The 26,978-nt window shown below is 48.6% G+C and carries 37 protein-coding genes; 26 read left to right on the top strand and 11 right to left on the bottom strand.

Annotated features, from left to right (window positions below; all coding sequences use genetic code 11):
- Positions 1 to 44: 44 nt before the first annotated feature.
- The 10 genes from J0X00_RS05045 to J0X00_RS05000 form a co-directional block, all read right to left on the bottom strand.
- Positions 45 to 1,271 carry a site-specific integrase gene (locus J0X00_RS05045; RefSeq protein WP_282476520.1) on the bottom strand — a complete coding sequence of 409 codons (1,227 nt, stop codon included), beginning with the start codon at positions 1,269 to 1,271 and terminating at the stop codon, positions 45 to 47.
- 243 nt (positions 1,272 to 1,514) lie between these two features.
- A complete protein-coding gene (locus J0X00_RS05040) occupies positions 1,515 to 1,844 on the bottom strand; it encodes a hypothetical protein (RefSeq protein WP_282476519.1) in 330 nt (109 codons plus the stop codon).
- A 22-nt stretch (positions 1,845 to 1,866) separates the two neighbouring features.
- Positions 1,867 to 3,501 (bottom strand): DNA cytosine methyltransferase, encoded by a 1,635-nt coding sequence (locus tag J0X00_RS05035; protein ID WP_282476518.1) that lies wholly within the window; start codon positions 3,499 to 3,501, stop codon positions 1,867 to 1,869.
- A 69-nt stretch (positions 3,502 to 3,570) separates the two neighbouring features.
- Positions 3,571 to 3,840 (bottom strand): hypothetical protein, encoded by a 270-nt coding sequence (locus tag J0X00_RS05030; RefSeq protein WP_282476517.1) that lies wholly within the window; start codon positions 3,838 to 3,840, stop codon positions 3,571 to 3,573.
- 12 nt (positions 3,841 to 3,852) lie between these two features.
- The gene (locus tag J0X00_RS05025) at positions 3,853 to 4,065 is read right to left on the bottom strand and encodes a hypothetical protein (RefSeq protein WP_282476516.1); all 213 of its coding nucleotides are present in this window, start codon (positions 4,063 to 4,065) and stop codon (positions 3,853 to 3,855) included.
- 48 nt (positions 4,066 to 4,113) lie between these two features.
- A complete protein-coding gene (locus J0X00_RS05020) occupies positions 4,114 to 4,932 on the bottom strand; it encodes a DUF2303 family protein (RefSeq protein ID WP_282476515.1) in 819 nt (272 codons plus the stop codon).
- Between the two features lie 41 nt (positions 4,933 to 4,973).
- Positions 4,974 to 5,369, bottom strand: coding sequence for a hypothetical protein (locus J0X00_RS05015; RefSeq protein ID WP_282476514.1), 396 nt, complete (start codon positions 5,367 to 5,369; stop codon positions 4,974 to 4,976).
- Positions 5,370 to 5,383: 14 nt separating this feature from the next.
- Positions 5,384 to 5,527, bottom strand: coding sequence for a hypothetical protein (locus tag J0X00_RS05010; protein WP_282476513.1), 144 nt, complete (start codon positions 5,525 to 5,527; stop codon positions 5,384 to 5,386).
- A gap of 769 nt (positions 5,528 to 6,296) precedes the next feature.
- Positions 6,297 to 6,962, bottom strand: a complete 666-nt coding sequence (locus J0X00_RS05005; RefSeq protein ID WP_282476512.1) for a hypothetical protein — start codon at positions 6,960 to 6,962, stop codon at positions 6,297 to 6,299.
- A gap of 107 nt (positions 6,963 to 7,069) precedes the next feature.
- Positions 7,070 to 7,792 carry a helix-turn-helix transcriptional regulator gene (locus J0X00_RS05000; protein ID WP_282476511.1) on the bottom strand — a complete coding sequence of 241 codons (723 nt, stop codon included), beginning with the start codon at positions 7,790 to 7,792 and terminating at the stop codon, positions 7,070 to 7,072.
- 118 nt (positions 7,793 to 7,910) lie between these two features.
- Here J0X00_RS05000 and J0X00_RS04995 point away from each other — a divergent pair, with 118 nt between their 5' ends.
- The 12 genes from J0X00_RS04995 (at position 7,911) to J0X00_RS04940 (ending at position 14,655) form a co-directional block, all read left to right on the top strand.
- Complete coding sequence (locus J0X00_RS04995) at positions 7,911 to 8,147, top strand: helix-turn-helix transcriptional regulator (protein WP_282476510.1); 237 nt, start codon at positions 7,911 to 7,913, stop codon at positions 8,145 to 8,147.
- 19 nt (positions 8,148 to 8,166) lie between these two features.
- Complete coding sequence (locus tag J0X00_RS04990) at positions 8,167 to 8,619, top strand: YmfL family putative regulatory protein (protein ID WP_282476509.1); 453 nt, start codon at positions 8,167 to 8,169, stop codon at positions 8,617 to 8,619.
- On the top strand, positions 8,616 to 8,864 hold the full coding sequence (locus J0X00_RS04985) for a hypothetical protein (RefSeq protein ID WP_282476508.1): 249 nt from the start codon (positions 8,616 to 8,618) through the stop codon (positions 8,862 to 8,864). Before J0X00_RS04990 ends, J0X00_RS04985 begins: the two co-directional genes overlap by 4 nt.
- A gap of 78 nt (positions 8,865 to 8,942) precedes the next feature.
- Positions 8,943 to 9,464, top strand: coding sequence for a DNA methyltransferase (locus tag J0X00_RS04980; protein ID WP_282476507.1), 522 nt, complete (start codon positions 8,943 to 8,945; stop codon positions 9,462 to 9,464).
- Complete coding sequence (locus tag J0X00_RS04975) at positions 9,464 to 9,748, top strand: hypothetical protein (RefSeq protein ID WP_282476506.1); 285 nt, start codon at positions 9,464 to 9,466, stop codon at positions 9,746 to 9,748. The genes J0X00_RS04980 and J0X00_RS04975 overlap by 1 nt, the downstream gene beginning before the upstream one ends.
- Positions 9,739 to 10,707 (top strand): helix-turn-helix domain-containing protein, encoded by a 969-nt coding sequence (locus J0X00_RS04970; RefSeq protein WP_282476505.1) that lies wholly within the window; start codon positions 9,739 to 9,741, stop codon positions 10,705 to 10,707. The genes J0X00_RS04975 and J0X00_RS04970 overlap by 10 nt, the downstream gene beginning before the upstream one ends.
- A 192-nt stretch (positions 10,708 to 10,899) precedes the next feature.
- On the top strand, positions 10,900 to 11,595 hold the full coding sequence (locus J0X00_RS04965; RefSeq protein WP_282476504.1) for a phage antirepressor KilAC domain-containing protein: 696 nt from the start codon (positions 10,900 to 10,902) through the stop codon (positions 11,593 to 11,595).
- Positions 11,592 to 11,900 carry a hypothetical protein gene (locus J0X00_RS04960; RefSeq protein ID WP_136484689.1) on the top strand — a complete coding sequence of 103 codons (309 nt, stop codon included), beginning with the start codon at positions 11,592 to 11,594 and terminating at the stop codon, positions 11,898 to 11,900. Before J0X00_RS04965 ends, J0X00_RS04960 begins: the two co-directional genes overlap by 4 nt.
- Positions 11,897 to 12,181, top strand: coding sequence for a DUF4406 domain-containing protein (locus J0X00_RS04955; RefSeq protein ID WP_282476503.1), 285 nt, complete (start codon positions 11,897 to 11,899; stop codon positions 12,179 to 12,181). The genes J0X00_RS04960 and J0X00_RS04955 overlap by 4 nt, the downstream gene beginning before the upstream one ends.
- Complete coding sequence (locus J0X00_RS04950; protein WP_282476502.1) at positions 12,175 to 13,188, top strand: DUF968 domain-containing protein; 1,014 nt, start codon at positions 12,175 to 12,177, stop codon at positions 13,186 to 13,188. The genes J0X00_RS04955 and J0X00_RS04950 overlap by 7 nt, the downstream gene beginning before the upstream one ends.
- A gap of 587 nt (positions 13,189 to 13,775) precedes the next feature.
- The gene (locus J0X00_RS04945) at positions 13,776 to 14,258 is read left to right on the top strand and encodes a hypothetical protein (RefSeq protein ID WP_282476501.1); all 483 of its coding nucleotides are present in this window, start codon (positions 13,776 to 13,778) and stop codon (positions 14,256 to 14,258) included.
- Between the two features lie 130 nt (positions 14,259 to 14,388).
- Positions 14,389 to 14,655: a DUF968 domain-containing protein gene (locus tag J0X00_RS04940; protein ID WP_282476500.1), complete on the top strand. Its 267-nt coding sequence runs from the start codon at positions 14,389 to 14,391 to the stop codon at positions 14,653 to 14,655.
- Between the two features lie 356 nt (positions 14,656 to 15,011).
- Here J0X00_RS04940 and J0X00_RS04935 read toward each other — a convergent pair whose 3' ends face one another.
- On the bottom strand, positions 15,012 to 15,527 hold the full coding sequence (locus J0X00_RS04935; protein ID WP_282476499.1) for a Fic family protein: 516 nt from the start codon (positions 15,525 to 15,527) through the stop codon (positions 15,012 to 15,014).
- A gap of 360 nt (positions 15,528 to 15,887) precedes the next feature.
- Between J0X00_RS04935 and J0X00_RS04930 the strand changes: the two genes are divergently transcribed.
- The 14 genes from J0X00_RS04930 (at position 15,888) to J0X00_RS04865 (ending at position 26,978) form a co-directional block, all read left to right on the top strand.
- Positions 15,888 to 16,298 carry a hypothetical protein gene (locus tag J0X00_RS04930; protein ID WP_282476498.1) on the top strand — a complete coding sequence of 137 codons (411 nt, stop codon included), beginning with the start codon at positions 15,888 to 15,890 and terminating at the stop codon, positions 16,296 to 16,298.
- 333 nt (positions 16,299 to 16,631) lie between these two features.
- Positions 16,632 to 17,300, top strand: coding sequence for a hypothetical protein (locus J0X00_RS04925; RefSeq protein WP_282476497.1), 669 nt, complete (start codon positions 16,632 to 16,634; stop codon positions 17,298 to 17,300).
- 125 nt (positions 17,301 to 17,425) lie between these two features.
- Entirely contained in the window at positions 17,426 to 17,617 is a 192-nt protein-coding gene (locus J0X00_RS04920) for a hypothetical protein (RefSeq protein ID WP_282476496.1), read from the top strand.
- Complete coding sequence (locus J0X00_RS04915) at positions 17,604 to 18,086, top strand: lysozyme (protein ID WP_282476495.1); 483 nt, start codon at positions 17,604 to 17,606, stop codon at positions 18,084 to 18,086. Before J0X00_RS04920 ends, J0X00_RS04915 begins: the two co-directional genes overlap by 14 nt.
- Entirely contained in the window at positions 18,065 to 18,547 is a 483-nt protein-coding gene (locus J0X00_RS04910) for a lysis protein (RefSeq protein ID WP_282476494.1), read from the top strand. The genes J0X00_RS04915 and J0X00_RS04910 overlap by 22 nt, the downstream gene beginning before the upstream one ends.
- A gap of 156 nt (positions 18,548 to 18,703) precedes the next feature.
- Positions 18,704 to 19,234: a Rha family transcriptional regulator gene (locus J0X00_RS04905; protein WP_282476493.1), complete on the top strand. Its 531-nt coding sequence runs from the start codon at positions 18,704 to 18,706 to the stop codon at positions 19,232 to 19,234.
- Positions 19,235 to 19,407: 173 nt separating this feature from the next.
- Positions 19,408 to 19,992: a helix-turn-helix domain-containing protein gene (locus J0X00_RS04900; RefSeq protein WP_282476492.1), complete on the top strand. Its 585-nt coding sequence runs from the start codon at positions 19,408 to 19,410 to the stop codon at positions 19,990 to 19,992.
- Positions 19,967 to 21,862: a terminase gpA endonuclease subunit gene (locus J0X00_RS04895; protein WP_282476491.1), complete on the top strand. Its 1,896-nt coding sequence runs from the start codon at positions 19,967 to 19,969 to the stop codon at positions 21,860 to 21,862. The genes J0X00_RS04900 and J0X00_RS04895 overlap by 26 nt, the downstream gene beginning before the upstream one ends.
- On the top strand, positions 21,859 to 22,068 hold the full coding sequence (gene gpW / locus J0X00_RS04890; RefSeq protein WP_282476490.1) for a gpW family head-tail joining protein: 210 nt from the start codon (positions 21,859 to 21,861) through the stop codon (positions 22,066 to 22,068). Before J0X00_RS04895 ends, gpW begins: the two co-directional genes overlap by 4 nt.
- Positions 22,068 to 23,627 (top strand): phage portal protein, encoded by a 1,560-nt coding sequence (locus J0X00_RS04885; protein ID WP_282476489.1) that lies wholly within the window; start codon positions 22,068 to 22,070, stop codon positions 23,625 to 23,627. The genes gpW and J0X00_RS04885 overlap by 1 nt, the downstream gene beginning before the upstream one ends.
- Entirely contained in the window at positions 23,620 to 24,978 is a 1,359-nt protein-coding gene (locus J0X00_RS04880; RefSeq protein WP_282476488.1) for a S49 family peptidase, read from the top strand. The genes J0X00_RS04885 and J0X00_RS04880 overlap by 8 nt, the downstream gene beginning before the upstream one ends.
- Positions 24,979 to 24,988: 10 nt before the next feature.
- Positions 24,989 to 25,327, top strand: a complete 339-nt coding sequence (locus J0X00_RS04875) for a head decoration protein (protein WP_282476487.1) — start codon at positions 24,989 to 24,991, stop codon at positions 25,325 to 25,327.
- A gap of 39 nt (positions 25,328 to 25,366) precedes the next feature.
- On the top strand, positions 25,367 to 26,407 hold the full coding sequence (locus J0X00_RS04870; protein WP_282476486.1) for a major capsid protein: 1,041 nt from the start codon (positions 25,367 to 25,369) through the stop codon (positions 26,405 to 26,407).
- Positions 26,408 to 26,465: 58 nt separating this feature from the next.
- A complete protein-coding gene (locus tag J0X00_RS04865; RefSeq protein WP_282476485.1) occupies positions 26,466 to 26,978 on the top strand; it encodes a hypothetical protein in 513 nt (170 codons plus the stop codon).

The raw sequence follows: 26,978 nt of genomic DNA, 5'->3' as shown, positions 1-26,978 counted from the left end.
AAGATGTTTGAACTGACCTTTGGACAGTGTACACATAGATTACGTTACAAAGCGGACACCACTTTACTCATTGCTTCCCAAGCCTTGTCTGATTCACGTTTGTTAGGGTTATCCATCCATTTGCCGTAGATAGTTGCAATCATGGTGAAATTAGCATGGCCCATTTGTTCCGCAAGGTATGCGATGTTTACGTTTGCATGTGAGAGCATCCAGGAAGCATAGGTGTGTCGTAGCTGATAGACATTACGATAGGGGATGCCGGCTCGAATACAGATATTCTTCCACATTTTATTAGTACTCGTTTTACCGAGGTAATCGTAGGGTCGTATCGAATTCAGTCCTGTAATTACATGGGGGCTAAATACAAATCGGATCCTATCTAAACGAGTGGATTTATCTGATAGCTCCACAGGATACTCTTTAGGGCTGTTGAACCAGGTGAGTTTCTTTTGCTCTTGCAATGCCTCATATGCTGGTGGCAGAAGGTCAACCGTCCGTTCCTTGTCTGTCTTAGTGGTTTTGAGACCTCGTGCCTCATAGGTCGAACGGCGTATTCGCATTGTGCGGCTTTCAAAGTCAATATCTTCCCATGCTAAGCCACACAGTTCCCCACTACGTAGGCCCGAGTAAACAAGCAGAGTTATTATGTTTTTGTGCTGCGGCTGAAAGCAATGCTTAAGCGCCAAAGCGATCTCTTCCATAGTGAATGGATTTATATCTCGTTCGGGCACCTTCATATATGGCATGTACTTTGAAAAGTCACGGTCTACATAGTCCATTGCGTTTAGCCATTTCAAAAAACTGTTCATTGAACGGATGTAAGTGTTCACGGTTTGAGATGTTCGGCCTTGGATGATCAGGCTTCTGAGCTCTGAAACACTGTGTGGCGCCAATGTTTTGCAACTGCGGTTTTTTCCGTATAGATCAACGATTATGTTTAGCATCGAAACATACTTTTTGTATGTAGATGTTCTTAGGTCGGTTTTTTTCGTCGCCAGATAGCGGTCTAACAGCTCAGCCATTGTTTGGGCATTTGGCTTACCAGTGGCATGAGGTGAATCTGGGAAATGTTTTGCGTAAGAGAATGTACCTAAGGCCATTTCGTATTTGATGGCTTCGCGTTTTGTCTGAGCGAATTTTATATTTTGTTTCGTCGGGGGCAGACCGAGTGATTCGCGCCTGCGCCTTCCTTCATGAGAAAATGTGATTCGTAGTGATTTACCGTGGATTTCAACGCCGGGCGGTAGCTTCACATCTGCGTTCGATGCCATCTGTTCCATTCCTCAATATCAACCATCCAGGTACCGTGAACCTTTCTCATAACGGTGGATGGGTACTGACCGTCAAGAGCTTTTTCTCTCAATGTCTTCGTGCTCAGGCCAATTTCTTCAGCTGCCTTTTTGAGCGTGACAATAGCAATTTGAGATCTATTCATTTCTTCGACCTATATAGCGTGTAGTCAGGGATGGGTTAACCACCAAATCGCAAGCAAAATGGTGGTTGACGAGATAGGCTTATGGAGCTTCGAACTGTATTGATGCCAGGTAACTGCGCGCCCCGTTGATGCGTTGGTAATAGTGCGTCTCGAATACGGCCATTCTGGTTCTGCGGCCTTCAGACCCTTCTAGGGAATTGGTGCAGATACCACAGATAGCCCAGTCTTTTACCTGGTTGGCTTCTTTGCTGTCGATAATGGTGGTTAGCTGGCTGGCCAACTCATCGCGCTCACGTTCAAGTTTGATGGCGTAAGCGTGCAACGTTTTACATCCTTCCATGTTCGCCAGTGGTACCACTTGAGCGGCAGGTTCTGGTGTGGAGGTAGAATGGTCATTTCTTGTTTTCATCAATGTGCCTTCAGTTGTATGTTTAAGCGACCATAGCCGCTGGCTGCTTGCCGAAGTTAGCTTCACAAAGCACCTGCGCCATGGTTGGTGGGACAGAATTACCCACTCTCGCAACCTGATTGGCTTTCGAACGCTTTTGGCCGTTGCTTGTATGAGAAATTTGGTAGTGCTCAGGGAAGTCGTGTGCCGCGAATAATTCGTGGGGTTCAAGCATCCGCATACCTATATCGATCACTTGGTATTGCTCACCCCGAACGGTAACCAGGCCAAAACGGTGCTTTGTCGTAATGGTTTGCACTGGCTGATCGAGAGAATGCCCGTAGTTGGTACCGTAGTACTTGAGCAGAAACGCCCGAACCTCACCGATATGGAACCCGCCGGCTGATATTGTGTGCACCGGTTCGTCTGTACCATGGCCGATATTACTACCGCGCATTTTGAGCATATGACTGGTAACCAAAGCGTTATGATCGGTCGTTGTTACTGTATGTAACGGATCTTTTAGATCTGAACCTGTTACGCCGCTGTAGTGCTTAGCCATAAAAGCTGTAACAAGTGCTTGTGTATTGGCAGTTCCTGGTCGTTTTTGCTCTCCACCTGATGTAATAGTGTGGACGGGGCTATCAATACCGTACCCAAGGCTTCCTGAACGAAACTTAGTCATGAAAGCGGTCACTAAAGCAAAATGACCACCTTTCACCTGCGCACAAATGGTACGCAGTGGCTCATCTGCAGGCATGTTTCTTTGGCTGGAAGCATTAGCACATTCGGTGATGAAGGGTGTCTGGTTTTCTTCACTGACAATGAACGGGCTTTTGGCATTTAGTACGAATCGCTCCAACCCTTTTGCAATACGCTGCATTGTTTTTTCGGCCAGTGGTTTTTTACGGCCAAAGATAGACTTAACCGGAATGGACCAGTCTATGATATCTGCAGCGGTTCGATATGGTTGTCGCCCGGAACCAATCGGACCATGGGTAGGGCTTGGCCAACGTATAGCAGCATTATCTTTTCGTGCGATCAGAAAGAAACGTTTCCGGATAGTAGGGACCCCGAAATCACAAGCACTCAGAACGCGGTGTTCTATTTTGTATCCAAGTCCCTGTTCAAGCTTTTCGTAGGGAAACTGGTCGCCAAGTGCGGCTTTAATTTCAACCCATGCAGGATGATCCTTTTTCAGGCCTGTTGTCAGTGCGGAGACAAACGCATTGAAGGTTTCCCCTGTGCGTTTTGGGTCGGGTTTCCACTTACCTGGCTCGACTTCAAGCAGTGGCCCCCAAGTCATGAACTCTTCGACGTTCTCAAGCATGAAAACCCGAAGCGGTACCATTGATGCCCAACGAACGGCCACCCATGCGAGACCGCGGATATTTTTATCTACTGGTCGGTTGCCTTTGGCTTTTGAAAAGTGCTTACAGTCCGGTGAAAACCAGGCTAGGCCGACAGGACGCCCAGCGCATGCTTCAACCGGGTCTACGTCCCAAACTGATTCGCAGTAGTGTTCAGTTTCGGGGTGATTGACCTTGTGCATATCGATAGCATCAGGATCATGGTTAATGGCAATATCGACGTGACGGTTAAGCCCTAGCTCCATGCCTGTTGAAGCGCCGCCACCGCCGGCAAAGTTATCAACGATAATCTCATTGGGTAAAAGCACGTGAATTCCTCGCAAGAAAAAAGGCGCTGGTTGCGCCTTGTAGAAATGGGTAATGTAGCCAGCCTAGTATCAGGCTGAAGGTTTACGGTCGCCGCTGTATGGGTTGAAGCGGACGTTTTTTGAACCGCCTTTGGTTGGGTCAAACTTCTTGAAGAAGTAGGCGCCGTAGTCCGGGATTTCTCCGTTCATGATCATCTCCAGTTCCTTCTGAAACTCGAGTTCACTCATACGCTGCAGAGTTGCCGCTCGTTTCGCGTTATCGAGTGTTCTGGATGGCTTTCCTTTGGGGCGTAAAGACATAACGCCTTCAACCGCTGTTTTTATATCGTCCTGATTCATGTCTCTGCTTCCTTACATTACCGCCGCCGCGTCCCGGGCGAACATGGTGAGAAATTCAGGGGTGAGTGAGATATTCGCCGGACATTCCCGGCTGATGCCCCAGCCGTTGTTTACATTTTCCGGCTTAACGAGAGTCAGGTTATGTACCTGACACGCGAGCTGGTGGCTGAAGTAGGGGGCCGAAGTGGTAACTTTCCCGAATTGGGTATCGATGGTTGCCGCCATGGATAATTCCTCGCAAGATGCGCCCTCGGTTGAGGGCGCGATGATCACTTAGTAAATGAACGAGCCAATGAAGAGCTCAATTTCGATGTCTTCGGTTTTGAATGTCTCCTGCAGCTTAGCCTGGAACTCTTCGCCCATTTCTTCTTCATGCTGCTCCAGTTTCTTGATACGCAGTACCAGGGTTTCATTCCCGATGGTGCTCATGCGCATTTCGAACACGCGAGCAGCGAGGCCCAGGTAAGGTTCACACGTGAACTTGAATACGGCCGGCATCGGAAACTCTTCTTTCGTCCGGACCGCGATCGACTCGTATTCAGACTGGTGGTGGCTAAAGTCGTCCACATTCGATTCACGGCCGCTTTTGGCTTCAAACTTCATGTTGCGAATCGCAGCGGATGCAACCGAGTTTTCAATGAGCTCACCCGTCGTGGAAAAGACTTGAATGAAATCACCGTAATCTTCCACCCATTCAGCCAGTTTCTTTTGGCCTTGGCGCTGCTCATTGACGCTAAGCAGAGCATTGAACGCTGATGTTTTACGAAGCAGCAGTTTCGCCTGGTGTTTGCAGTGCCCCGGGCGTGACTGGGTACCTAAGTCAAAGATAGTGAGCGCAGCCATTTTTTCAGCGTCGATAAAGCACTGGTTGCCCTCAAGCTGGTATTCTTCGTGATAGCGCACGAACTCATCGATATTGGCTGTCTGCATCACTCCGCGGAACTGGTTGCGATTGGGCATGAACTTTTCCAGGTCATGCAGTGAAAACGATTCAGGCAATGCGGCGACCGGAAATCCGGCAGTAGCGAGCTGCTTCAGGAACTCTGGAGCATTGGCGGATTCTTGGATTTGTTGAATGGCTGATTTATCCATTTGGTATTTTCTCTCTTGCAATAAATGAGTAGGGGAGCGAGTTAACCGCGCACTTCGCGCAGCATGCCATCTTCAATCGCGGTCTGGCCGTGAATGTCTTCTTTAGGTCGGTCGTAGGTCAGCTTGCCGCCTTTGCCTACGTAGGCGATTGAGGTGTACTGGAAGTCTTCGGACTTGGTACCAAAGCCGGTTTTGGGCTCTTTCACCGACATATTGACGGTGATTTCGACCATTTCGTTATTAGTACCCATTGGCTTGAGTTTCAGGTCCATCTTTACGTTGCCTTGTTTGTCGGCGTAAGACACCGCCCGGGCGACGTTGGACATGGCAAGGCCAACAACGTTGGAGATAACCCCACCGTCCAGCTCTTGCATTAGTTTGGGAAAGTTGGTGGTGCGATCCTCTAGGCTGAGGTTGCCTGCTTCTTGCTTTGACATGGGGTTCTCCCTGGTTAATGGAACGCGATAAGCGCGATAGACAGAAAAGTAATGACTGAAACCACGCACATCCGCCGGGCCTCTTTTGCGCGTTTGGACTCCCAGGCATCGTTGGCGTGAATCCATTTCTGCTGTTCTTGACGATCAAGATTTGGCATTTTAGATCTCCAAAAAGAAGCCCAGAGAACTGGGCGAAGTGTTGCAGTGGTAAACATATTTTGGGAATGGCCTGTCACCTCGGCACAAGCCACTCTCAAAATGACAGGTTAAACCTGCCACCTGAAGTGTTCGGACTTTTCAGCCTTTGCACGATTCGCGTCTTTCCGCTGGTCATAATGATCACCGGACTGGATAACCGGCTCATTCCGATAGAATATTGACGACCGTCTACGTCCCGGGGTTGGGATAGAACCCCCGGGCTTCATCTTCCGGTAAAGGCGCGGCTTACGTTCATATCATCGACACCGTCTTTGTTGAGCTTGCCTCAAGGCAGATGCTTAAGTTGAGTGGCTGGCTATCTAGAAACACACCGAGTTAAAAGAAACGATCCGGCCACTCACTAAAGTACCGTCCATCAAATTTGAAACGCCTCTGATGCAGTTTCATTAGGCTTTGTCGGCATATTCCTTAGTCCACTGTCCGACCACCAAAGGCGTTTCAAATTGGCTCTGTTACCAAAGCCGAATTTGTGTCAGTGAATTTCTGTCCTCCGTCACTGGAATACTCGGAGTGACCTAACCGGATTACCGGGTAGTCGTTCATGGTTCAGTTTGTTAAAGAGCAAATACTTAATGTTCACGTTTCGTGTATTTAAAATGTACACGAAACGTGTTTTTGGTGTCAACACGAAATGTGAACTCATTTGCTCGAGATGTAAAAAAACCGCCAAACGGCGGCTTACAAGGTATTTGGGAATGGGACGTTGGGTTAATCGCGAAAGTTCTTGATCAACTTGTAGGTGATACTGGTGTTATTTGCCTGGATGACTTCTAGTAGTGCACCTTTGTATCCAATTACATTTGATTCAGACAAGTCATACTCTGCTTCGTTGTTAAACGCTGGCCGGGCTGAATTATTACTAAATTCACGGTAGCTAATGTTAACTTTGTTACCAACCTTACCGCTGTATATTAAAGTCTGTTGAAAACTGTCTTGAAATGAAGATGCCTCTTTTGTAACTGAAAATTTTCCGTAGCCTTCTATACACGATTTATTACCAAACACACTGATAACACAAACTTCTTGATCGTTTCCGTTATCGACAGATAAGGCTTTATACGGATCGGCTAATGCTGCTTTTATTACACCGGATGGAGAATAGAACGCCTGAGTCTTATCGTAACCAATCTGTACATATGTCTTTGGTGGAATATCATAAAGCAAACTTTCCATCATTTGATTAACCTTCAGTACATTCATTTCAGCGATTGTACCTTTGCTTACCAAATGGTCACCGATATACGCTGTAATCTCTTGGCCAACCGGCGGGTAATCTACTCTTCTTACATTAACATCGGGCGAACCATTGTATTTGACTGACGTACAACCAGTAGCTAACACGGCAAGAGCTAAGGATACTGCTTTTGTTTTCATCGTTTTTTCATTCCCTGAATATAGCTTTTAATTTCAATACAATAAGAGTGCACAATCGGCAATATTTATGGGCAAAGCCTCTTTTAAGAATACTGGATACTATCTAATTACAACATTACCGAGTACCAGAACACTCGTCCGACGATAGTGATTTTTTGTTCCAGCACTTGTTCTTCAGTGTATTCGCGAGCTGGATATTCTAACTCGTTGAAGCTATATACTCTGAGGCCACCGCCGGGTAATCGGTATAACTTCTTGATAAAAAGCTCACCATTATGGTTCACAGCAAAGATTTTTCCATCCACTAGTGATTTGTTTCCACAATCGATGCCGACAGTTGAACCACTTGGGAGAACAGGCTCCATGCTGTCACCATGTACGGCCACGCATACAGCATTTTCAGGAGCAACATTGTGGCGACGTAAGGTTGATTTAGCGAAACGTAGGCGAAATCCATAGTCACTTTCTAAATCATTCACAAACCCGTTGCCTGCGGATAGTTTGATATCTGATAAGAATGGTACAGCCACCTCGTCTTCACCGATCGGAGTCTTGCTATCCCAAACTTGCATATTTCCAAGAATCTCGGCATTTCCCTCTGGTGGTTTGTCTGAGTTTTCCACACTGCCAAACAATAAGGTTTGTGGAGGAATACTCAAAGCCTTGGCGATCGTTTCAGCATCATCCAAGTTAATGCTTCTGATCCCTGACTCGTAGTTACTGATGCGCGAAGGTCCCCATCCACATTTAGTGGCTAGGGCTCTCTGGCTAAAGCCTTTGGCTTCTCTGAGTTGCTTAAGTCTCAGTCCTACTTCGATTTTTTTCATCATGGCATAAAAATTAACACGCTATTGAATAAAACTAACACGCTCCGTGTTGGTTGTATGCACACTTTTTGTGTTTACATAAAAACACGTTTCGTGTACTTTTGCACTTGGAGGAAACTACATGAACAGAATTTCAGAGTACCGCAACAAAGCGAAAGTCAGCCAAGCACTTCTGGCAAAAACTGTCGGAGTAACACCGTCCTCAATCGGCAATTACGAAGCTGGCATTCGCAATATAAACGTCGAGATGTGTTGGAAGATAGTCAAGGCGCTCAATCAATTAGGAGCTGAATGTACGTTTGGTGACGTGTTTCCAGAACCTCAGTCAGAGAATAGCTCCAAAGATTTAGTTCGTTAACCACCAAACCAAGGAGCAGATGGTGAACAAAAAAGAAATGGTGAACAAAACGATCGCTGGCGTCACCGGTGGCAAAGAAACGGTCGCGGCGGTGCTGGGGATGTCGGTTGATAGCTTCAATAACCACTTATACGAAAAGAAAGGATCTCGCTTCTTCAATGTGGATGAGCTGGTGGAAATGGCTGACCTGACACACACGCCGTTTGTGGCTGAGTACTTTGCACACCGTGTGAACAGCATGGTAGTCGGGCGGCCAAACCTCGCGGAACTCGACAGCGTGGATATGTTTGATTGTCACCTTCACCTCAATGCGGTGAAAGGGCTGTTGGACAAAACCATTGAAGAAGCGAAAGCCGATGGTGTGTTTGATGAGCAAGAGAGGCGAGTCATATCGTGCCTTAAACAAGAGTATCAGGCCACGTTTGAAGCGTTCATGTTGAAGTTGGACGCGCTGTATTCGGAGGCAAGATGAAAACACAAGCCTTTTGGATAACCGTCGAGCAAATGGGGGCGTTGACCTCAAACTCTTGTCGCGTGGCCACCAGCATGGGGCAGGAAACCGATCGCTTTGAGTACGACCAGGTGCGGAATTTGAAAACGCTCTGTGAAAACGAGCTGAAGAAATTGGATAAGTTGGCTTTAAACCGCGGCAACGGTCTAAAGCCGGGTGAAAAACCTTGCGAGGAATTTTCACATACCACTTCGGAGAAGCAGTGATGAAGAGAATAACACTAAGTACACGATTAGAGAACCACCAGCAAGGTTTGTGCATGGTGGTCAATGAGGGGAGGACGTATGGCTAAGGAACGGATTGAACGGGACTTTTATCCTACGCCTTCCTGGTGTGTAAAAGCGCTGCTGGACTGCATTGAGTTTCGCGAAGGGGATGTGATTGCTGAGCCTTGTCGCGGTGACGGCCGGGTGACAAACGAGTTGCCTGAAGGACATGTCATCAAATACGCCGAGCTGGCGGAAGGCATCGACTACCTGAACCCGGGCAAAGACATGAGTGCTGATGTGATTATCACCAATCCGCCCTTCAGCCTAGCGCTGGAGTTTATCGCAACGGCAATGACCCGTGATCTGGCGCATGACGGCACGATGTGCTTTCTGCTGCGGCTCTCGATGCTTGGCAGTAAGACCCGCGCTGATTTCTGGCGCAAGTTTCCCTGGACCAATTTGCTCATTCTCACGCCACGTCCATCGTTCGTTCATGGCGGCAGTGATAACTCCGAATACGCCTGGGTTTGTTGGGATCGGGGCAACCGCATTCAACGCCCGGCGTTCTGGACGTTGAAAAAAGAAGAGGTGGAATAATGTCAGTGGTACACGAATACAACGGCTTAAAAGGGCTGAAGAGTATCGGCGCGGCGTATGGGATCAGTGAATCAACGCTGAGCCACCGCGTGAACAAGCGTGGTATGACATTGGAAGAGGCGATATTTGCTCCGCTGCATGAGCGCAACCGGTGTTCGGTGGCGAAAAATGTCCAGCACACCGATGAAAGCTCGACAACACAATTTATCGCGGTACGCAGACCTTATGCCATGCCGAAGTTATGGCGCCTGGCACTGGGCTTTAAGGAGGCGTCATGTCGGTAAAAGTGATGAGCTATGTATGGGATATCCCGTTGTTTAAAGGCTCGGATAAGTTGGTGATGCTTTGCCTGGCGGATCATTCTGATGATAGAGGCCTGTGCTGGCCGTCCATCGATACCATTGCCAGAAAGAGCGGTGTATCGCCAACAACCGTAAAAGCGACGTTGAAGAAGCTGGAAGCGGGTGGTTGGATTGCCAAGAAGAACCAATTCAAGAAGGCAGACACTGGGCGTTTAGTGCGATCGAATAATCAGTATCAATTGCCGGTTTTACTGCTGAGAAAGACAGCAGATGAACAGACGGATTTTGAACAGTCGAATTTCGTCCGTTCAAAAGTCGAACATTCGAAATTCGAACAGACGAAACAACCCGAGGGGGTAGGTCAGATCCCGGCTGGGGGTAGGTCGGAATCCGGCTATAAACCATCAATAGATCCACCAATAGAACCATCAGGAAAAGATCTTGTTCCGAGCCAGCTCGAAACCAGCCAGCCGGAAGATCCTGTTTTGTTCAAAATCCCGCTCAAGGGAAAACACCAGGTGCATGCGGTGACCCAATCGGAGTTGTTCGAGCTACGAGAGCTGTATCCGGCGGTGGATATCGCCCAGCAACTGCGCAACATGATCGGCTGGTGCCAGGCGAACCCGACTCGGCAGAAAACGCTCTCTGGAATCAAGCGGTTTGTGCATTCATGGCTTTGCAAGGAGCAGGACAAGGGCTACGCCGCTCAGGTCCCGCCATCACAGCAGGCATCCAACGATGACGAACGAGAGGTTATCAAACGTCAGATCCATCAGCTTGAAATCGACATCAACAACGAGAACGCGGCGCTGATTTCGTTCCAGCAACGCAAATCACCGGCTTCGCAGGAAGCGGCCAAGTCATCGGAGAAGAAAATCAAATCGCTGATGGCCGAGCGTGAATGCTTGATCAACGAGCTGGGGAGGCTGGATGGCGAGTGAACGGGACTTGGTGCAGTTGGTGGATAGCCACAAGCGCGTTTGGACCACGGAACGGGTTTGTACTGAATTGGGCGTGGATGTGTGTGAGCTGGCGGTATTACTCCGCAAAGCCAAAAGAGCGGCGGACAAGTTTGTCGTGCAGAGCTGCGAGCCTACCGGGTATTCACACAAGATTTGGTTAGAGGGATGAGCATGTTTGGATTAAGTACCCATACTGAAATGACCATGAGCAGCCGCGAAATAGCGTCACTGACCGGAAAAGATCATAAGAACGTTCTGCGGGTGATTCGGGCGTTGATTGATGGTCAGGTTTTAGCCGCTCAAATTGAGCCACTAAAATTTGAGTACCGCGGCCAATGGTTTGATTACTTCGAGCTAAGTAAACGCGATTCACTGGTGGTAGTGGCCCGGCTCTCTCCGGAATTTACCGCAGCTGTGGTCGACAGGTGGCAAGAGCTTGAGAAAAGTAACCCGACATTGCCATCGTCATTTGCGGAAGCCCTGCAACTGGCCGCGAATCAGGCCAAAGAGCTGGAGAGTAAAACGCAGCAACTGGCACTGGCCGCACCAAAGGCGGAGTTTGCTGATGCGGTCGCTGGCGCAGATAAGGGCGTGTTACTCAGTCACTTTGCCAAAGCGGTGGGACTGGGGCCGGTCACCATATTTCGAATCCTGCGCGAGCAGAAGATTTTCATCAGCCGGGGCACGTCTTACAACCTGCCGTATCAAGAATACGTTGAACGTGGGTATTTCACGGTGAAGCAAGGCACTTACGAAACCAACTCACGGACGCGCATCAGCCATACGGCGATGATCACCGGTAAGGGTGAAATGTGGTTACGCAAAAAGCTGATTGATACCGGGCACCTCAAGGCGGTGGCGTCATGAGTCAGTTGGAAGCGTTGCTGTTAACCCATATACGGGCGGTGAAGCTGGCGATGCCTGTAGCGGAATACCGTTTTCATGAAACCCGCAAGTGGCGGTTTGATTTTGCATACCCTGATCGGCGGTTAGCTATTGAGGTGGAGGGCGGTACCTGGGCCAATGGGCGTCATAACCGCGCCAAGGGTTATCAGGCTGACTGTGAGAAATACAATGCGGCGGTATTGAAAGGCTGGTCGGTACTGCGCTTTACCGGCGACATGATCAAATCAGGTCAGGCCATAGAAACATTAGAGAGGGCACTTCGTTGAAGACAGTTTATATTGCCGGCCCGATGACCGGGTTACCAGAATTCAATAAGCCGGCGTTTCACGCCAAAGCGGATGAGTTACGTGACGAGGGGTTTACAGTGCTGAACCCTGCCATTCTGCCGGACGGCTTAGAGCATCACGAATACATGCAGATTTGTCTGCCGATGGTGCAAGTATCGGATTCCATTTACATGCTCAGCGGATGGGAAAGTTCGAAAGGTGCGCTGATGGAGCATGACCTAGCTATGGATATCGGGCTGTCGGTGACTTACCAATGCTAGTGTTACAGCCTTTTCTGCAATCAGATCTTGGTTTGATGATGTTCAAACCTGGCAAAACACTGCTCAGTGAGCTGGCCAAAATGAGTCAGGGTAACCGGCTGGTGGTCATGCCTCTGCCTGATGAGCTGGTGAATGTACCAAGCGGAAAACTCAGCCGTCCGGTATCTCCGGATAGTTCGAACTCTCTGGCTGGTGATGCGCGATTGATCGAGTTCTTTACTGATCCAACCGTGCGGCGCCGGTTGGGTGATTTTCGTCACTGGGTTGAGCGCATTCCTCATTGCCAGCTATCTGATGGCGAATATTGCGATCAGAACCTGACGGTGCTGGAGTGCGGCCACGGCATCGTTCGGCTGTGCTGGCATCACGATAACCAGTACCGCGATATGCCAAGTGAGCGATGCATCGAACTGGCGGAAAGAAACGTGATGTTGTTTTCGCTGGAGCGAGTGCGCCAGCAGCTGCGCCTGGAGCAGGGCCGGGCAGTGTCATTACAAGAGCTTGGCTGGTGGGGCATTCTCAATGATGTTTACGATCACCTGCCGGATTCGGTTATTTCCGAATTGCTTGGTACCAAACGAAATACGCCAGGTACTAAACTGTCACCACGCCGCGAGAGTGATGAACGATTTGCGGACAACGGCAAAGCCGTAATCGATAGCCGAGTAAAAGCCATAAGCCTGACGATCGACCCTGAGCCACCAGCGATGTTTATGGCCAGACCCAAAGAACTGACCTGGCACAGTGAAAAGTATCTGCAGTTTGTTCGCTCACTACCATGTGTGATCACTGGCAAAATCGAAGGCGTAGAGGCCCACCACCTGATAGGCCATGGTGAAGGAAAGATGGGCGGTAAAACGCATGATCTGTTCACCATACCGCTGGCAGCCGATGAACACCGCCGGTTTCATGATGACCCGAAAGGTTGGGAAGCGCGGCATGGTAGCCAGTTGTTTTATGTGAAGCAGACGATGAAGAGGGCATTGGAGTTGGGGGCGTTAATTTAAAGGATATGAATTCGATAAAGCCAGCACATACCTAAGAATACTATTCAATCAGGGAAGAGCTATAAGTGGTGGCTATTCAATCATCAGGGCTGACGTTGTTTAATGGGAGCCTTCAAGTAACAACTGTTATGTGAAGTCAAGTATATTTATTTTTAGATGCACGTAGTATCATATAGTCATGTTGTGAAATTGGATATACTTTTGACTACTACAAGCTACCGTAAGCAAAAAAAGCGATCGATGATGGCCGCAGATACAAGAGTTTCTTTTACTAATGCGGCCGGAGCGGTTGTAGAATGGAGAGATTATTCTAATTACAGGAAAGTCATTGAATATAAAGAGTAGTCGAAAGAGCAAGGACGGTTTTCACTAGTAGTTTGGAACGATTTTAGAAAACTATTGCGGATTTAGAGGATAGTTTGCATTTTTATCAATTCTATTTCTCTGGCAATAATAAGTATATTTGTTGTTGTTTTTTCTATTGTGGTGAGTTTTTGGGCTGTGTAACTTTGCACAAGTGATTATAAATATATAATTTATTGATGTTAATTAACCCATTGTATTTTATTTAAGTAAGGAAAAATATTTTGAAGTATTTATTAGTAGTCATTTCAATTTTTTTGTCATCTTGTGCAATAAGGCCTATTTCGTACAAAGAACCAACGTCAGGTCCTGTGACAGAAGTTACTTTTGAAAATGAAGGTATTGGTGTTGGTGGTGTTTCAATATTTAAGGGTGCAGAAACTTGTGAAGGTAGGCGAATAACCCAAACTATTGAGCACGGTGAAAGTTTGGATCTAAAGGTTGCTGCAGATTCTCCTCTATCTTTTTCTTTTGGATATAATATCTACGGAAATAATTTATCGGGATATGCTTTTTGTAGAGTTTACGTAACTTTCGAACCAAAGATGGGAACTAAATATATAGCTAGAATTGAAGCAGTTCCTGATGGCTGTACTTTAGGCATATATGCCTACACGAATACTGGTGAGGTGAGGCGAGTTCCAAATGTAACTTATAGAAAGCCCGCCAAATTCCCGCTTTATGAGGAAAGTAGTTTTTGCGAGTAACATTGAATGTATTTTCACTACTGACAATCTTTCAATATGGCCTCCCTGAAGCACTCCCCCTAATTTCGGGTGGCTTGTTTTAACCTCAGGTATACTGTCTTTTTGAACAGTAATCTTTATGAGGTGCGTAATGGGCCTAGTAGTTCAGATAGAACGTTGGCCGATGGCCACAGCGATAGTTTTAGCGACCGAAGATGTAGTTGCTCACAAACTGATAGGCCATGGTGAGGGCAATATGGGCGGTAAAACGCATGACCTTTTCACCATACCGCTGGCTGCAGATGAACACCACCGGTTTCATCATGACCCGAGAGAGTGGGAAGCGCGGCATGGTAGCCAGTTGTTTTATGTGAAGCAGACGATTAAGAGGGCGCTGGAATTCGGGGCGTTAGTTTGATGTATGTTGATGAGAGTAGCTCGAAGTCACGTGAGATCCTTCATATCTAAAGAGGATTTCATTTGACGACCTAGATTAGCCAGATGAGAATGATTGGTAAGAGCTATTTAAAGTTATTTGGGAGTTAAAATGATTTGGGAAGAAGTGTTTGTATTGAAAATGTTTTAGTGTTGATTTAAGATAAAAAAAGGTCTAGCAGACATGGGTGTTTCCATATGAAAGTTGAAAAGAAAAAAGTAACTAAGTCTATGATCTTTCGTTCTGTTGCAAGTTCCACGGCTATTGAGACAGGTAAGTCTGTAAAGTCTATCGAACGCAAGTTGAAAGCCGATAAACGTAAGTATGATTCTCTAACGTTAGCTATCTAAGATGTCCCGAACTAGACGCTCCATATGCTGGTAATCACCACAGTGACCAGCGTGTATGGAGCAGATATAGTATTCCTTATGTTTGTCCCACAACGAATAGTCTAAAAGGCCATACCCGGCTTCTACACTTATGTAGTCCATTAGCAGTCTACTGATTCTTCCGTTTCCTTCTCGGAAAGGGTGGATCAAGATAAATTCAACGTGACTTTGAGCAAGGAAAGAGACAAGCTCTTCTTTACTGAAATCCGCAATATTCAGGGACTGAGATAAGTAGTCTCTTTCAAATTCTCGAATTATACGTTCAATTTGCAGAGGGGCTGCAAACTCGAAATCACTTTTCCACATCCTAACATTTCTAATTTTCCCAGCCCAAGTGTAGACGTTACCTAGCCATTGTCTGTGCCAATCAATAATTGTTTGAAAACTTAATTGAAACGTAGGTGCATCATCTGAAAAAACTTTCTCATAAAGTTTCATTAGAAGGAATGCTTCGGCATCGTCCATCTCATTGACGTCTGTGATCTCCAGTTCGTTAAGGAGAACCTGATCGTTTGAACCTGGTTGGTATTGAGTCTCGGTTGTGTCTATGTCATATCTGGACATTAGAAAAATTTGGGTCAAGAAAGTTTGTTTTAGTGTAAGGGGACATAATAAAGCGTTCAAGAGGTAAGCAGTACAGATCACATTCTCAGTGCACGGTGGTGTGTAGTGGTTAACAAATTCCGGATACAGATTTAAGCTTACTTTCGGCGTTGACTGGCGACAGCCCATCAGAAAACACAACCGAAACTATTTTGTTATATATAACAGGCAGAGGAAAATTTTCCTCACTGGTTTGAATTTATGAAAAATGAGGATGTTATTATGAAGTTACCTTCGGAAGTATCGATTCGCGAGCATTCAGTCTTTCTCGAGAAGTTCGAGGATGGTTCGGTGTACTATGCGGCGAAGACACAGTGGCCGGAAAATGCCAAAAAAAGTTTGGCTTGGGCAAAGGCTCAAAAGCGTCAGAGACCTTTAGTCGAAAAATATTTGAAGTTTAACGGCCACGCAACTAGACAGATAGTTGCTTCTAATTTATCACAGCAAGAAGCTGAATTGATCAAATCCAATTTAATCAGACGCAGTGTACAATCCGGTGAAGACAACTTAAACATACTTAAAGAAACGAATATTGTACTATCCGTTGAGTCGTCTTTCGAGATTCAGAACTACTGTCATTGTGGGCAGGATCGTGCAGATACATTAGTAAGTATTTTTAAATCAATAAAATAAGCGCTAAAAATGGTTGGATTTGATTCGAAATGGTTGCCATTTTTAGATTATGGTTTTTTGTATAAACCTTCTGACACTAATCAGCAACTTTTAGCGAATCGGAACCAGTCAATTCAATGAAAGTTCATAAGTTTAGCGAATAAATTTCCGTTCTTATAGGGTTTTGTTCAATATCTTCGGTCATTGAGCTAGTTCCAAACACACGAAGTTGATATTTTAAAGAAACATCACGAATGTGTGCACTTCCCTGAACTACTCCGCAACTTTTAGGTAGTCTTTTTTAGTCTCAGATATACTGTTTTTTTGAACAGTTATTTATCAGTGAGGTGATATATGGGCTTAGTCGTTCAGATAGAACGTTGGCCAATGGCCGCAGCGATTGCATTAGCGACCGAAGGTGTAAAAGCCAACTATAACTCAGGTGTTGGCGGTGGCGGATTTGGCGCTGCCGATCGGGAAATTGGCTCCAAGCTGGATGGGGCCAAAGTGCTTGCTGCTTTAGACAGAATCGAAAAGCGACAACGTCACGTTGCTGATTGGTGTTACTTTGCGTACGCATCACCTGGCTGGAATGCGAAGCAGAACCGGGAACGACTGCTCACCACATTGATGAACGATTGGGTACTCACCAACTGCTTGGTGAATGATGTGCTGATTCAACGACGGACTTTCGATAAGTTTGCTGTGATCGTGCCATTCATTGCTGGTGGTATTGCTTTGGAATTGGCTTCTGGCGCCTCAGTAACAAGCACTGCAGAAGGCCCAAGTTATGTACCACCAACCGACAAAGCGCATCTCATCTCTTTGCTGGTAGATTACGATTGCGAGCAAAAGAATGAGTACAGCGATGGTTTTAAGAAAAAGCGGACTCTGTATCATCAAAAACACTGGTCACGTTGGCAAGAGCATATCGACTGTATTCGAAACACACTGATGGGATATGAAAAATGCGCTCAAGCAATGTTCAGAAAAGAGCTTGCAAATGAAATGGGGGCATATTAGCCTATGTATTCCTAGTTTGGGTTATTGCGCCTAAACCACTGAAACCGCCCAAGAGGCGGTTTTTTTGTGCCTGAAATTCCTCTCTTCTCACTCTAAAAACCAGGACACTCCTGCCGGGGGTGGGTATGCGTATGAATGAAAAAGTCTCCAGTTCTCTGTCGTACTGGTGGAATACCGCTATTGGCGTGTTCGGTTCAATATCGACAGATGCTTACATGGTGCTGATCGCTTTGGCGGGTATGTTACTCACGGCATTTATCAATAACTACTGGCAGAAGAAACGATTCAACGCGGAGTTTGGCAATGAGCAGGATTAGCAAAACGGTAAAGGTTTTAGTTGCAGCCGGCGCCAGTGCGCTGACAATCGCTGTTTCTATGGTGAAGCCATTTGAAGGGCATGAAAATGTGCCATACCGCGACGTTGTTGGTGTGCTGACAGTATGTAACGGGCACACAGGCTCTGACATCGTTGAAGGCAAAGTTTATACGCAGGCAGAGTGTGAATCGTTGCTTGAACAAGACCTGTTGGCTGTGAAACGTCAGGTTGACCCGCTTATCCCGCCCGCCATCCCGGTTACAACACGCGCTGCGCTGTACTCGTTTACGTACAATGTCGGTGTCGGCGCGTTTAAGCGATCGACATTACTCAAGCGACTCAATGAAGGTGACCTGACCGACGCATGCAATGAGCTTAAGCGTTGGGTGTATGCCGGCGGAAAGAAATGGAATGGCCTGATTAATCGCAGGCAGGTCGAGGAGGAAGTATGCAAACTCTCTCCACCGTAAGGCTTATTGCTTTTGGCGCAATGATCATCGCCTTCATCAGCGTGACAAGCCTGCTCGTGATTGAGCGACACAAGCGAGAAAACGCTGAGGTAAAACTCAATCAAGTTACCGAGCAGCGTGATTCACTGATTGCTCTGAACAACGAGCAGGTTGCGAAAGTCATAGCGTTTAATCAACTCGGAGCAGAACATGCCACACAACTGTCAGCAGCAAAGGAAGAGATTGATCGGCTTAGTGATCGTCTGCGCACTGGCCCTGAACGGGTGTACGTCAAGGCAGATTGTCCAGCCGCAGTGTCCAACGCCACCAGCACCGGAAGCGTGGACGATGCAACCGCCGCACGACTTACCGAAACAGCTCAGCAAGATTATCTACATCTCCGACGAATGATGGCGGAGAACCGACAGCAGACGAAGTATCTGCAGGACTACATCAGGACTCAGTGCCTGAATCAGAAGTAACCCAGCCTCTGCCTATGCTGGGGCTTTTTTGTATCTGCGCCACGCCCGGCGCTCGCTAATCAAAGAGCCTTACAGAAATGAGTCCTGGAGAATTATCGTTTATCTCTTTGGACGGCATTTCTGGGCGACAGGGCTCATTTCTATAAGGTGAAGATAATGACAAATATCCATGTGCTCCCAGCGTTTGATTTCAACCAGATGGTTATTGTGAATGATGGTGAGGTTATTACTACCTCACTTAAAGTGGCTCAGTATTTTCTCAAACGTCATAGTGATGTGATGAGAAAAATCAGGCAAATAGTTCGTGACTGCTCTCCTGAATTCAGCCAACGCAATTTTGCGTTGGCTAACTACTTGGATGACCAAGGAAAGTGTAGACCGATGTACCACATAACCAAGGATGGGTGGATTATGTTGGTTATGGGATTCACTGGTCAGGTCGCATTTTCTGTTAAAGAAAGCTATATCCAAGCCTTTAACTGGATGGCTGAGAAACTGCGTGGCCGTCAGGCTATGGGTGAGGAAGCCATGAATCAGTTCGTGGTTAAAGAAACCCGGTCAAAGCTGAAAGGTACGATTGGTAGTCGCTTGATGAACGAACGCAAGAAAGAAAAGCCTCGTTTACTTGAAGAAGAGCAGCGCGTTCGTGAGTTGTGTTGTCCTCCATTGTTTAAACATCTGGAATGAAATGTCAGTCAAGTCAATTGCTTGCATGAGAGCGTTAGGTTGTAGATGCCGGCTCAATGGAATGGGTCCTTCCACGGATCTGGAATTACCACGGGGTTTATGCCTCGCACGAAGTCGCTCGCTAAAATTTTTTTTCAAAATTGGGGTTTCCGGTTTCCGGTTATAAAACATGAATGAATCAGCTATTCAATCCAGACAAAAAGTTCACGCAGTCGGATATAGCCGAGCTTCTTGGAATATCCGACAGACAGGTCAGAAACCTTATCCAGCAAGGGATCTTGCCTGCGGCGAAAGGTCGCGGAGGCATGGACCCTTTAGTCTGCAATCATGCCTATAACGCATACCTAAGACAGTCCAAAAATGCGGATCAAAAAGCGGAAACCGACAAGAAAAATGATCCCCAACACTACGAGCAACGCAAGCGCGAACTCGAGCTCGACAAACTAGACGAAACCGTCGCCATGATGCGGGCCAAGCGATTGACCTTTGAAAAGTTCTACGCACCAGTAGAAATTATTCCCGATGTCATTGGTCAGGTGGCGTCGCAAATCCGATCACGCCTAGATAGTTTGATCCCCAAGATGAAGAAATCCTGGTTGGACATGCCGCCAGAAGCCGTCTCTGTTCTGGAGGAAGAAATTATCGCGGTCTGTAATGAGTGTGCTGATGTCCAACCCGATCTCTCCGATTACATTGACAGCGATCCGGAAATCGGTTCGTCGTGGTTTAACAGTGTTGAAGAAGACGCCACTAGTTAGCGGCGCAGAATGGGCGAACAAGCATTACCGGCTTGCTTCCGGTTCATCGCAGGAAGAAGGGGCATGGGTCACGCTACCGTTTCAGGTTGCGATCCTGAATATGATGTGTAACCGGGCAATCCGAAGGCTGGCGTTTCAGAAATCGGCGCGTATCGGTTGGTCGAAAATGATGATTGCTGCGGTGACGTGTTTACTGCATCAGTTCAAAGCGAACACTGTGATTTATCAGCCCACGGACGACGACGCCAAAAACTTCTGCATCGATGAGATAGACGGTGCGTGGTTAGACATGCCGATCATTCGACAAATATTTCCGTACCTGTTCGCCAAAGACCAAAACAACACCACCAAAAAGAAAGTGGGACTGGGATGGATTCTGGACATTCTTGGAGCGGCAACGCCTAAGAATATGCGACGGATAACCAAAACCGCTTTGTTTGGCGATGAAGTGGATGGCTGGGATTGGGAGCTGGGGAAAGAGGGCGATCCTATTTCGTTGGCTCGGACCCGTCTTGAAGGGGCGGCGTTTCCGATGGAGCGCTGGGGGACAACACCAACCAATACGGGCGAGTCTCACATCGAGCGCTTGATGATGGAGATGGACCTCACTTTCCGTTTTTATCTGCCTTGTCCCTATTGCGATTGTGAGCAGGTGCTGGAATGGGGAAGCAAAGACGCGCCCTACGGCATGAAGTGGGACAGCACACAGCAGAGCATTGAAGCTAAGGCCCGGACTGCCTATTACCAGTGCTGCCAATGTCACCAGGCGATCCATTATCCGCAGCTGAAAGCGATGGAACTGAAGGGCCGCTGGAAGGCGGAGGACTTAACCTGGACTCAGGATGGAGAGCATTTCTTTGATTGCGACGATAAGCCTATCCCGGTTCCGGTAAGTGTAGGGATTCATTGCTGGGCCGCTTACAACACCACCATGACCGATGGCTGGGTCGGGTTAGTGCGGGAATATCTGAACCGTTACAAAGACCCCTCGAAGTTAAAAACGTTTGTGAATGTGTTTCTCGGTGAGCTGTGGGAAGGCGAAAACGGCGAGAAACTGGAATGGGATGTGCTCAAGTCCCGTCGTGAAATTTGGTGGTCAGGTAATCGAGTGGACAACCCGGTACCGGATCAGGCCATCGTCCTGACTGGCGGTATTGATACCCAGGATGACCGAATTGAAATGTTCGTGTGGGCATGGGGGGCCGGTGAAGAGTGCTGGCTGGTGTCTCACATTGTTTTGCTGGGCGACTTGTCCTCGCAGACCTTAAAGAATACGGCTGGTTCGGTGTTAACCCGGACCTATAAAAAGCGTAATGGCGAAGAAATGGATGTCCGGCTGTGGTGCTGGGATGCCATGGGCCATAAAACGGATGACGTTTATGAAATGAGCCGCCGCCATGGCGTGATGTGGGTGATCCCTATCCAGGGTGAGAACCAGTATGGTAAGCCAATTCAAAACTTCCCGCGCAAGAAAAACGCCAAGAAAGTGTATCTGACCCGACTCGGTACCGATGGCATTAAACAACGCCTATACAGCCGTTTGTCGATTATGCCGAATGGCACCGAACCCGTACCTGGCTGCGTTCATTTCCCGCTGGATGATGAGATTGCTGGTGATGAGTTTTTCAAGCAACTCTGCTCTGCCAACAAGAAACTCGAATACGACAAAAACAACCGCACTGTCTGGCGCTGGGTGAAACAGTATCACGCATACGATGAAGCGTTGGATGGCTGGAACTACGCCTATTCCGCATTAAATATCCTGGTGCAAAAATTCGGACTGGTATTGGATGCCCCTGAGCCAGTCAAATCAACGCCCAAAGCCAGCAGCATTGCTGAGTTAGCGGCACGTCTTAAAGGTGGAGCATGACTTTACAAGAAAGGCTGAGTGAAGCGGAAAACGCGTATCACCGGCTGCAAACTGGCTCACTGGCCGTGAGCATCCAAAAAGGGGACCGCCGGGTTGATTACAACCGGGCCAATATCCATGAGCTACGCGCTTACATTGACGACTTGAAGTCGCAGCTTGGTATCACCAATGCGCGCCGCCGCCGTCCAGCAGGAGTGGGATTCTGATGAAACACACCGGATTACTGGCCGCAGATGGTCAAACACCACTCAGAGAATCGGTGTTCAGAGCTGGCGGGGTCGGGTTCGGTGGACAGTTGAAAGGGTGGAATCCACCGTCAAAATCCACGGATGCGGCCTTGCTGCCAGTGATGAAGCAGGCCAACGCCCGAACCGATGACGTGGTACGCAACAATGGCATCGCGGCTAACGGTATTCAGCTGCACAAAGACCACATCATCGGGTCTGAATTTCGCCTGAGTTACAAACCGAACTGGCGCCTGCTTGGCATTAAACCGGACAAAGGGTTTGTGCAGGAGGTGGAGGCGATATTTCGTGACATTGCCGAAGACCCGGGTTGCTTCATTGATGCCGAACGTCGCCGCACGTTCACTATGATGATGCGTGAGTCGGTGGAAACGCATGCCATGACCGGCGACATTATGGCGAAACCGGAATGGATTAACGACCGGCACTCACCATTTTCGACCGCGATTCGTATGGTATCACCGCGTAAAGTCACTAACCCTAACCATGCCATGGATCGGCCGGAGCGCCGAGGCGGCGTGGAGCTTAACCGGCATGGTGCGCCGGTGGCATTTTACGTCGAGGAAGGCGCGGATAACTTTGGCCTGATGAAAACCTGGCGGCGCATTGCCAAAACCAACCGTTCTGGTCGTGCCGGATTCATTCATATTTTTGAGCCGGTCGAGGGTGGTCAGACACGCGGCGTAAACCGGTTCATGTCAAGCCTTGAGCAGTTAAAAATGCTCGATACGCTGCAAAACACCACGTTGCAACGTGCGGTCGTGAATGCGATGTACGCGGCCAGCATTGAGTCGGAGTTGGGATCAGATCAAGCGATGGAGTTTCTGTTTGGAGCGGACACTCAAAATGGTGCCATCGAGAAAATGCTGATGACGTATGGTGAGTATTACTCAGCCAACGAAATCAAGTTCAACGGGGTCAAACTGCCTCACCTGATGCCAGGCGATAAAATCAACCTGCACAGCGCCGGTAATGCGGACAACGGATTTTCTGCTCTGGAGCAGTCGATTCTGCGTTATATCGCCGCCGGTACCGGCGTTGATTACGCTCAGCTGTCCCGCAACTACTCGCAGATGTCCTACAGCACCATTCGCGCCGCTCACAACGATTCATGGCGCTACTTCATGGGGCGACGAAAAATCATCGCTAACCGGTTCGCCAGCCAGATTTTTGCGCTCATTTTTGAAGAAATGATCCTACGCGGATACATCACGTTGCCTCGAAAAGCACGTTTTACCTTTTGCGAGCGCCGCCATGCCTGGACCAAATCGGACTGGATTGGCTCTGGTCGCTTGGCCATTGATGGCCTGAAAGAAGTGAAAGAGGCTGTGCTGAAAATCGACAGTGGGCTATCCACTTACGAGAAAGAGCTGGCACAGATGGGCGAGGATTATCAGGAAGTGTTTGAGCAGCAGGTCGCTGAAATGAAAGAGCGGAAAAAACAAGGCTTGCCGCCACCAAGCTGGATGCGATTGCAGGCTCTGGCACCGGATAACCAACCCGAGGGAAGCAATGAATAACGGATCACATCTCAATTTAATCACGATGGTGTTCAACCGGCCTCTGGCATTAGAAGCCGGTTATGCGCGCACGTTCTTTTCGGCGTTGAGCCAGCGCCTTGGCAATGTTCACAAGCTGACCGATATGGACGGCAACGTCTTGATGAGTGCGGACCTGAAAAAAGAGGCCGCATCCTACAATCCCCGGCGTTCGAATGACCGGAGTTATCAGGTCGTTAATGGAATTGCGATCATCCCAATCAGTGGCTCACTGGTACACAAATACGGATACATCCAGCCCATGTCAGGCATGACCGGGTATGACGGCATCATGCATCGACTGACTCAGGCGGTGTACGACCAGGAAGTAAAAGCCATCATGCTGGATATGGACACGCCAGGCGGCATGGTCGCCGGGTGTTTCGATTTGGCCGACAAGATTGCTCAGTACCGCAGTATCAAACCGATTTGGTCATTGGGTTATGACATGCACTGCAGCGCCGGGCAGATGATTGCTTCGGCTTGCTCCCGCCGGTTGATTACTCAAACCGGTGTGGCCGGGTCAGTGGGCGTCATTGCCGCACACACCAACGTCGAAAAGATGCTCGAGCAGGAGGGGATTGAAATCACCTTGCTCACGGCAGGCAGTCATAAGGCTGACGGCAATCCTTACGCGGCCTTGCCAAAGGATGTTCGTGAGAAATGGCAAAAAGAACTGGAGGCGAATCGTCAGACGTTTGCCAACAAAGCCGCCGGTTATATGGGCATCGATGTTAATCAGGTGCTCAATACCGAAGCACAAACCTATGAGGGACAGGACGCGGTGGAGATTGGTTTTGCCAATGAAGTCGTGAACGGCCTCGACGCAGTTCAGATGATGTCTGAACACTTCAAGAAAAACTCAACAACAGTCGATATGGGAGCCGCTATGACGGTTGCAACAAATAACTCTTCCGCCTCGGCCTCTCAGCCAGCGGAAACCGACCAAACCACTCAACAGCCGGAGCAACAAGCCACGGTTGATACGGGTGAAACCCAACCTTCCGCACCGTCGCAAGATGCTGCGGCCATGGCCGCAAGTGCCGCGAACCAAGAGCGTGACCGCTGCATGGGTATTTTGTCTTTGCCGGAAGCGCAAGCGAACCAAGGTTTGGCGATGGAGCTGGCTAAAAATGCCAATATCTCTGTCGATATGGCCAAGACCTTGCTGGCTGCTGCCGGACCGGGCACACCAACCGGTAACGATGCGGCGCTGGCCGCGATTGGTGCCGAGCATGGTCAGCAGTTAGGTCAGGATGTGGGTACCGGCGAAGCGTCGGAAGAGCAGAAAAACGTTAGCCGCCTGGCGGCATCCTATTCACACATTGATTAAGGACTGATTCATGGAACTCACTCAATACACGCCGGATGACTCACTGCTGAGTGCTCCGGTAACGGGCCGCGTTGTGATTAAGGCCGGTCAATCTTTCCCGAAGCTGACCCCGCTGATGCAGGACGCTACCGATGCGGCCACATTGGTAGTGTGGGACGGCACACCGGGTAAAGCTACTGTGATGGCGGCAAAACCGGTCACCGACAATGGCTCTGATCAGCGCCAGGCGGTGTATCTTCAAGGCGGATTTCGCATCAGTGCCGTGAACTGGCCGGAATCTGTGGACACTGACAAGGCCAAACGTGCCGCGTTCCTGGGCAGCGCCATTTATGTAGACGACGAAGCATAATCGTCGTCTTTTTTTTGAATTCTGATTAGAGAGACCCTTATGGCCGATAACTACACTACACGCGAACTACTGATGGCCATTCATGAAGCCGGTATTCGTCGTGACAACTTTTTCCAGCGTTTCTTTTTCCGTGAAAGCTATACGTTCTCAACGGAGAAAGTCGACCTGGACATGATCCCGAATAAAACCAAGATTGCGGTGTTTTGCTCACCCATGATTGGCGCAGCCGTTGATCGTAACCAAGGTTTCAAAACTTCCTCGTTCAAACCTGCTTATGTGAAATCAAAGCATCAGGTCACCGCCAACCAAGCCGTGAAGCGTCGCCCAGGTGAGAAATACACCGGTGAAATGAGCGCCGGTGATCGCCAGGATGCGATTGTGATGCAGAACCTGGCAGCGGAAGAGCAGGCAATCCGTGACCGTGAAGAGCTGATGTGTGCGGAAATGGTTTATGACGGCAAAACTATCATCGACAGCGAGTTTATCGAAACGCCGTATGAAATCGATGCGGGTCGCCGCGCCAGCAACAACATTACGCTGATTGGTGCAGCGATGTGGATCAATCAGGATTTCGAAACCTACGACATTGAAGCCGACATCGAAGAGTGGGCGGCGAACTCGGATGGTTTGACCGATACCCTCATTTGTGACCCGAAAACCTGGGCGCTGATGCGCAAGTTTAAGAAGTTCAATGACAAGCTGGAGACGCGTCGCGGCTCAACGTCAGAACTGGAAACTTCGCTGAAAGATCTGGGTAAAACCGTCAGCATCAAAGGTCAGTTGGGTGACGTCACCATCATCGTGGTGAACGAAGAATACACTGACCGCGATGGTGCCACCAAGAAAGTGCAGCGCGATTATCACCTAGTTCTGGCGAATGCGGCGGTGCGTGGTGCGCGTTTGTACGGTCAGATTCAAGACCTTTCCGCCCAGCGCGAAGGTGTGGATGAGGCCGAACGCTATGTCAAAGACTGGACCGAAAATGGTGACCCGGAAATCCGTTACACCAAAACGGAATCTGCGCCAGCCATGTACATGATCGACGTGAATCACGTCGTGGTGGTGAAAGTGGCCGAGTAATCGCTCGGTTTGAATCGAACACAATGGGGCCATGGCCCCATTTTTTTTGGAAGGTCCCATGAGTAAGAAACAACTACTGCAAAAGCGTATCGATGAACTCTGCCAAGAGCTGGGCATCACCGAGCCAAAATACACCGACAAAACGACGGAAGCTCAGCTCAATACCATCATTGATGAGCTTGAAGAACTGCTACCAGACGACGGGAGTGATGAGAATGTTCAATCAGGAGCGACCACCACATCGTCAGATCCTCTCCTTAACCATACTGCCGGTGAAGAAACACCGGAAGGCACAACGGCAGCGGGTCCGGCATCGGCTCAAACGGATGTGTTGGTTACGTCAGGTCTGCTCCCGGACGGATCCACTCTGACTGAAGATGGTCCGGTTCCGGAAGTGAAAACAGACGATGCCGGCGATCTGCTGGTTCATGCCCTCAAAACATTCCAGTGCCGCTCACACGGTCAAACGGCCATTGTGCTGCAAGGTCAGGAAAAGTACCTGGACGAACAAGCGGCCATGGATGCGGTTGATGCCGGTGTGGCGGCTTTTGTTGCCAGCATGAAGGGCTAA

Source organism: Vibrio sp. ABG19 (assembly GCF_029962385.1).
Taxonomy (GTDB): Bacteria; Pseudomonadota; Gammaproteobacteria; order Enterobacterales; family Vibrionaceae; genus Vibrio; species Vibrio ostreae.
The sequence above is the reverse complement of the archived record's forward strand: the minus strand, read 5'-3'. Positions and strand labels throughout refer to the sequence as shown.